6 protein-coding genes are annotated in these 6454 nt (G+C 68.1%); 5 read left to right on the top strand and 1 reads right to left on the bottom strand.

What is annotated here, in order from left to right; all coding sequences use genetic code 11:
• Both CCN37_RS35950 and CCN37_RS35955 read left to right on the top strand, forming a co-directional pair.
• Window positions 1–913 (top strand): HNH endonuclease signature motif containing protein (locus tag CCN37_RS35950; protein WP_143261975.1); only part of this gene is annotated, 913 nt, incomplete at its 5' end.
• A gap of 47 nt (window positions 914–960) precedes the next feature.
• Entirely contained in the window at window positions 961–1929 is a 969-nt protein-coding gene (locus CCN37_RS35955) for an iron-containing redox enzyme family protein (RefSeq protein WP_086829670.1), read from the top strand.
• Here the strand turns inward: CCN37_RS35955 and CCN37_RS35960 are convergent.
• On the bottom strand, window positions 1909–2085 hold the full coding sequence (locus CCN37_RS35960; RefSeq protein ID WP_086829679.1) for a CDGSH iron-sulfur domain-containing protein: 177 nt from the start codon (window positions 2083–2085) through the stop codon (window positions 1909–1911). The genes CCN37_RS35955 and CCN37_RS35960 overlap by 21 nt on opposite strands.
• A gap of 444 nt (window positions 2086–2529) precedes the next feature.
• Between CCN37_RS35960 and CCN37_RS35965 the strand changes: the two genes are divergently transcribed.
• The 3 genes from CCN37_RS35965 to CCN37_RS35975 all read left to right on the top strand — a co-directional run bounded on the left by CCN37_RS35965 (window position 2530) and on the right by CCN37_RS35975 (window position 6403).
• Window positions 2530–3411: a hypothetical protein gene (locus CCN37_RS35965; RefSeq protein WP_086829672.1), complete on the top strand. Its 882-nt coding sequence runs from the start codon at window positions 2530–2532 to the stop codon at window positions 3409–3411.
• Window positions 3412–3554: 143 nt separating this feature from the next.
• Window positions 3555–3788, top strand: coding sequence for a hypothetical protein (locus tag CCN37_RS35970; protein WP_086829675.1), 234 nt, complete (start codon window positions 3555–3557; stop codon window positions 3786–3788).
• 98 nt (window positions 3789–3886) lie between these two features.
• On the top strand, window positions 3887–6403 hold the full coding sequence (locus CCN37_RS35975; protein ID WP_086829677.1) for a penicillin-binding protein: 2517 nt from the start codon (window positions 3887–3889) through the stop codon (window positions 6401–6403).
• Window positions 6404–6454 lie beyond the last annotated feature (51 nt).

Below are 6454 nucleotides of genomic sequence, written 5' to 3' on the forward strand. Positions count from 1 at the left end.
ACGCCCCCGAGTGTTGGCGGCGTTGTCGGCGGGGTCGATCGATGAGGGCAAGGCCCGGCTGATCGTGGACCAGTTGCAGATCTTGAAGGAACCGCAAGCCTCGATCGCCGAGGCGGATCTCCTGGACTACGCCCCGACCCGTACCTACACCTCGGTTCGCAGGCGTGCTCAGACGTTGATCCACAAGCTCGACCCCAAGGCAGCTGAGCGCCGTCACGAGGAGAAGCGCAAGGACAGGTTGGTGTGGAAGACCAACCTGGACGACGGGATGGCCGAACTCCGGATGGCCTTCACCGCCCACGACACCGCGATGGTCTACGACCACATCGACCGCATCGCGAAGTCCTTGCCGAAGGACGACCGAACTCTGGACCAGAAGCGCGCGGATGTCGCACGGGATCTGTTGCTAGGCCTGGACACCCCGGCGCCGCAGGGCCAGACGATGGTCTACCTCACGATGCCCGTGACCGCCCTGCTCGGCTTGACCGACGACCCCGGCATGTTGGCGGGATACGGGCCGATCCCCACGAGCGTCGCTCAGGACATCGCCGCCGGTGGCATCTGGAAGCGGATCTTGACCGACCCCGCCACCGGCATGGCAGAAGAGGTCAGCGACACCTACCGGCCGTCAGCGAAGCAGCGGGAGTTGATCAACGCCCGCTACCCGAGGTGCACGGCGATCGGATGCCAGCAACCGGCCCAGCGCTGCGATGTGGATCATTGCCGCCCCTACGACGGCACGAACACCACGATCCGGAACTTGCGGCCGAAGTGCCGCCATCACCACAACATGAAGACCCACTCCAACTGGCGGTGTGAGAACCGGGACGACGGCAGCCACGTGTGGATCACACCCAGCGGCAGGGTCCACGAAACGGAACTGGAACCCATCGCGGACCCGGCGCCGTTCTGACGGGAAGTGCCGCGTCTCGACAGGAATATTCGGGGTAGCCCGAGCCTGTGACTACTACTCGCTCGTTGCCGAGGGCGGTCGGTCCGTTGACCGAAGCCCTGTTCACGACGCTCTCGGAAGCGCCGACCGGGGCAGCACTGCCGTGTGCGCCCGTCGATGCCTACGGGCACGACCTCCAACTGGCCCTCTACGCCTGCTACGAGCTGCACTACCAGGGATTCCCCGAGGTGAGCGCGGCGTGGGAGTGGAACCCGGAGCTGCTGCGGTTCCGGGCGCTGCTCGAAGAAGCCTTCCTGGGGGCGTTGCGGCGCGACACCCCGGGCGGGGACGACGTGTGGGGGGAGGTGGACGGGTTGCTGGTGGACAGCCCGGGGGTCTCGGGGCACCTCTGCGACGAAGGGGAGTGGTGGCAGATGCGGGAGTACTTCGTGCACCGCTCGATCTACCACCTGAAGGAAGCCGACCCGCACGCCTGGGTGCTGCCGCGCCTGCGGGGCAAGGCGAAAGCGGCACTGGTGGCGGTGGAGTACGACGAGTTCGGCGGCGGGCGAGCGGAGCGGATGCACTCGCAGCTGTTCGCGGACCTGATGGACGGGGCGGGACTGGACTCCGGGTACCTGGCGCACATCGACGACGTTCCGGCACCCGCGCTCGCGGTGGTCAACATGATGTCGTTGTTCGGGTTGCACCGGGGACTGCGCGGAGCGCTGGTGGGGCACTTCGCGGCGACGGAGATCACGACGGGACCGGCGGCGAAGCGGATGGAGAAAGCGTTGGAGCGCATGGGAGCCCACCCGGTGTGCATCCGCTTCTACACCGAGCACATCGAGGCGGACGCGGTGCACGAACAGGTGCTGCGGCACGACGTGCTCGGCGACCTCCTGCACCACGAGCCGGAACTGGCCGCCGACGTGGTGCTGGGCATCCAGGCCACGGGACTGCTGGAGACCCACCTCGCGGACCACGTGATGGCCTGCTGGTCCCAGGGGCGCAGCTCACTCCTGCGAAGCCCGTGACGTCCGGGGCCGGTGGCTGGTGTCGCAGATCGGGTAGCGCTTGCTCCTGCGGCACATGCAAATGGCGACCTGGAAGCGGTCGCACAGCACGGTGTTGCCGTCGGCGTCGACGAGTTCGACGGGGCCTTCGACCATCAACGGGCCGCCGCGCACCATGCGCGCGCGGCGGGGCTGCTCAGCGGACTCGGTCGGCACAGATCACCACCAGTTCGTCGAAGTGCCTGCCGGGCAAGGACTTCCGGATGTCGCGGCAGCTTCGCCCCGGCTTGGGCGAGCCGCACCCCATTGGCGGTACCTCCGGCGCCGCGTTCCAAACGCCGAGGTCGGCACTGTCCATAGCAGACTGATCATCACCGCCAGGCTCGTCTTCAGGCATTTCCCGCTGGGCCGCATGGATGGAACAGCGCTCCTACTGGCGGGTGACGAGGTGCGGGAAAGGTGACTCAGCGAGAGCGCCGCATGGTGCCCGGAACGGTCGAACGCAGTTCTAGCTGCGACGGAGGAGTTCTACCCGACCGGGGAAATGAAAAAAGGTAACTTCGGAATCGGAACAACTCCTCGGGGTGCGAGCCCGTTTTTTGTCTGGAGAAGGAGAATGTGGTGAAAACCGATCGTGCGGTTGGCCGTGCCGTGCTCGTGGCGGCGACGCTGGCAGTTCTGGTGCCGTTCAGCGCGGGAACCGCTCACGCCACTCCCGCCGTCCCCGCTTCCGGTGCCAATGGCGTCGTGGTGGGCAATACCGGCGGGGACGACAACGACGTCGAGGTCGGTAACCACCGAGCGGTCGGAAACCGCGTCGGTGTGCGCAACGACGATTCCAACCGCAACCGCACCGGCGTGCGCAACAAGAACGCCGACCGCAACGACACGCTGGTCGACAACGTCGGCTCCGATGACAACGACACCGGGGTCAGCAACCACAACGCCAACGGCAACCGCAGCTCGGTGCGCAACAAGAACGCCACCGGCAACCAGGTCGTGATCATCAACGAGGGGTACAGAGGCGCAGGTCAGGCGCGGTCGGCCAACCGCAACGACGTGGTCGCGGTCAACCGGGGCGCGCACCGCAACGACATCGCGGTCGCCAACCACCGGGCCAACCTGAACAAGGTTGCCGTCGGCAACACCAACGCCTCCGACAACCGCTCCAGGGCGGTCAACGCCGGCGCCGACCGCAACCGCTCGGTCATCGGCAACAACGACGCCAACTCCAACGACAGCGACGTGGTCAACCTGCGCTCGCACCGCAACACCTCGGTGGTCAGCAACAACGGCAGCGACCGCAACTCCTCGGCTGTCCGCAACACCGGCTCGCACCGCAACACCACCGTCATCAGCAACAACGGCGCGCACGGCAACCGCTCGACCGTCGAGAACACCGGATCGCACGGCAACACCACGGTGATCAGCAACAACGGCGGCAGCAGGAACACCGTTCGCATCGGCAACAGCGGAACCAGTGTGGAGATCGAAAGGGGCTGATTCGCCCGTTTCTCCAGAAGGCCCGCCGGCGCTCTCTGGCGGGCCTTCTCTTTTGGGTGACAGGTGCGATCGTTATCCTTTCCGGCGAGCCCTGGAAATTGCTTGCGCGATCAATCGGATGCGAATGAGTGGAGATGATCTAGGTGTCACCGACAAAGCGGGTCGCCGCCGTTCTCGCCGGGACCGCCGCGATGATGGCGGTGAGCGCTCCGGCGCACGCGATCGGACTCGGACTGGACACCCGGCCGACGCCGATCGAGGTGCTCAACAACGTGAGCGTGCTGCCGATCCAGCTGTGCGGCCCGGCCCCCTGTCACAACGCCCCGGTGGGTGACGAGGAGCAGGAGTTGATCACTGGCAGCCACGTCGGTCCCTGACCCCGCCCGGCCACCCCATCGTGCGCGTGGCGGTGCACGGCGCTGGAACCCGAAACGGCTACACCTGAGGGGAACAGCACCACGGGGATGGGGGAGGCGTGCGGGACAGGGTCTCGATCAGGGTGTCGAACAAGCTCGACATCACCGATCTCACCTGGGACGACGAGCCGGTTCGGCACCGGAAGCGGCCGAAGCTGAGGTTGCTGGCGCTGTGCGTGCTCACCGGGGTGCTGCTGGCGGCGGTGCTCTTCCCCGGTGTCGGCGCGCTGGGCATGGTCGCGGTGCGCGCCGGTGACACGGTGGACAGCACCGCGACCGAGCTGGTCGCCAAGGACCCGCCGTTGCTCACCACGATGCAGGACACGACGGGGAAACCGTTGGCGCACCTGTACGACCAGTACCGGGTGCTCGTGCCCGCCGAGAAGATCGCCGTGACGATGAAGGCCGCGATCGTGGCGATCGAGGACCAGCGCTTCTACGAGCACGAGGGCGTCGACCTGGTCGCGATCGGCCGCGCGCTGGTCACGAACACCCTGCGCGGCAAGGTCTCCCAGGGCGGGTCGACGCTGACCCAGCAGTACGTGAAGAACTACCTGACGCACATCGCGGCCGAGACGAAGCTGGAGCAGACCAAGGCCCGCGAGCAGTCGGCCGCGCGCAAGCTCCGCGAGCTGCGGACGGCGTTGCAGCTGGAGCGGGTGCTCACCAAGGACGAGATCCTGGGCCGCTACCTCAACACCGTCCCCTTCGGACAGAGCTCCTACGGCATCGCCGCCGCCGCGCAGACCTACTTCGGCATCGCGCAGGAGGACCTGACGGTGGCGCAGGCGGCGCTGCTGGCGGGCATCGTGAACGAGCCGAGCGGGCTCAACCCCTACCGCTTCCCCGAGCGCGCGCTGGCCAGGCGCAACGTGGTCATCGACGAGATGGCCAAGCAGCACCGGCTGCCCGCCGAGATGGCCGAGGCGGAGAAGAAGGCGCCGCTGGGCCTGGCCCCGGAGACTGCCCGCCCGCCCAACGGCTGCATCGGTACCGGCGACGCGGGTTACTTCTGCGACTACGTGACGAAGTACCTGGAGAGCGCGGGGCTGTCCAAGGACAAGCTGCGCAGGGGCGGCTACACGATCAAGACCACGCTCGACCGCGACGCGCTCACCAAGGCCAAGACCGCCGTCGACGGGCAGGTCCCGCCGGACACCGAGCACGCGGCCAACGCGATGGCGATCGTCAAGCCGGGCAAGGACAAGCACCGCGTCGTGGCGCTGGCCGCGAACCGCGCGTACGGCCTGGACCGGGACAAGCACGAGACCACGCTGGGCCTGCCGTACGCGATGCAGAACCTCGGCGCGGGCTCCATCTACAAGATCTTCACCGCCGCCGCGGCGCTGGAGAAGGGCATGGGGATCAACGACAGCCTCCCGGTGCCGGGCTCCTACACCTCCAACGTCTTCATGGGCGGAGCCGCGAGCTGCCCGATGGGCGCGGAGGGGGTGCGCAAGTACTGCGTGCAGAACGCGGGGGAGTATCCCGAGCGGATGTCCATGCAGGACGCGCTCGCGACCTCGCCGAACACCACGTTCGTGCAGCTGCTGGAGAAGACGGGCGTGCCCGCGACGGTGGACATGGCCGTGCGACTGGGATTGCGGTCGCTGAACACGGTGCGCGCGGGCGAGGACCCGAAGAAGCGCTCGATCGGCAAGTTCTTCTCCGAGCAGAACTACGGCTCCTTCACCCTCGGCCCGACGCCGACGAGCACGTTGGAGCTGGCCAACGTCGGCGCCACCCTGGCCAGCGGCGGAACGTGGTGCCCGCCGAGCCCGGTGGAGGAGGTCCTGGACCGGCACGGGCGCCGCGTCCCGCTCACCGAGCCGCCGTGCGCGCAGGTCGTGGAGCCGGGGCTGGCCAACGCGATGACCGTCGGGCTCAGCAAGGACGCGCTGACCGGGACGGCGCGGGCCGCCGCGAAGGAGTACGGCTGGGACCGGCCGATGGCGGGCAAGACCGGGACCACGCAGGAGCACAAGTCCTCGGGATTCCTGGGCTACACACCGCAGTTGTCGGCGGCGGTGTTCACCTTCGACGACTCGCCGAGCCCGACCACGCTCTGCGATCCGGGCGGGTCGCTGCCGCCGCGCCCGTGCTCCGGCGGCCGCTACATCTACGGCGGCAAGTACCCGGCGCGCACGTGGTTCCACGCGATGAACGGCGCGGGGGAGCAGCCCGGGATCATGACCGCGATGGAGCGGGTGGAGCTGCCCGAGGTCGAGGACCGCTACGCCGACGGGGAACGCGAACGCCGAGAGCCGGAGGTGCGCGAGCGCGCCCCGTCGGTCGTCGGGCTCAGCCTGGCCGAGGCGCGGGAACGCTTGGAGAGCGCGGGTTTCACCGTCCGCGTGGTGCAGAAGGCCAGCCAGAGGCCCAAGGGCACGGTGATCGGCCAGAGCGGTGGCGGCTCGGTGATCACCGTGCAGGTCAGCACCGGGGTGGTGGCCGAGGCGGGCTCGGAGGCCGCCGCGCCGGGAACCACCGCCACGACGACCAAGCCCAAGCCCCGGCCCACCACTGAACAACCGACCACGACCACCAGACCCCGGCCGACCAGGACAACCGGCTAGGGCCTGTCCTCAAAGTTGGTTCGTTTGACGTGGTTTGATCTTGGGTCGTGG

The sequence above is a fragment of the Allokutzneria sp. NRRL B-24872 genome (genome assembly GCF_002155965.1).
Lineage (GTDB): Bacteria > Actinomycetota > Actinomycetes > Mycobacteriales > Pseudonocardiaceae > Allokutzneria.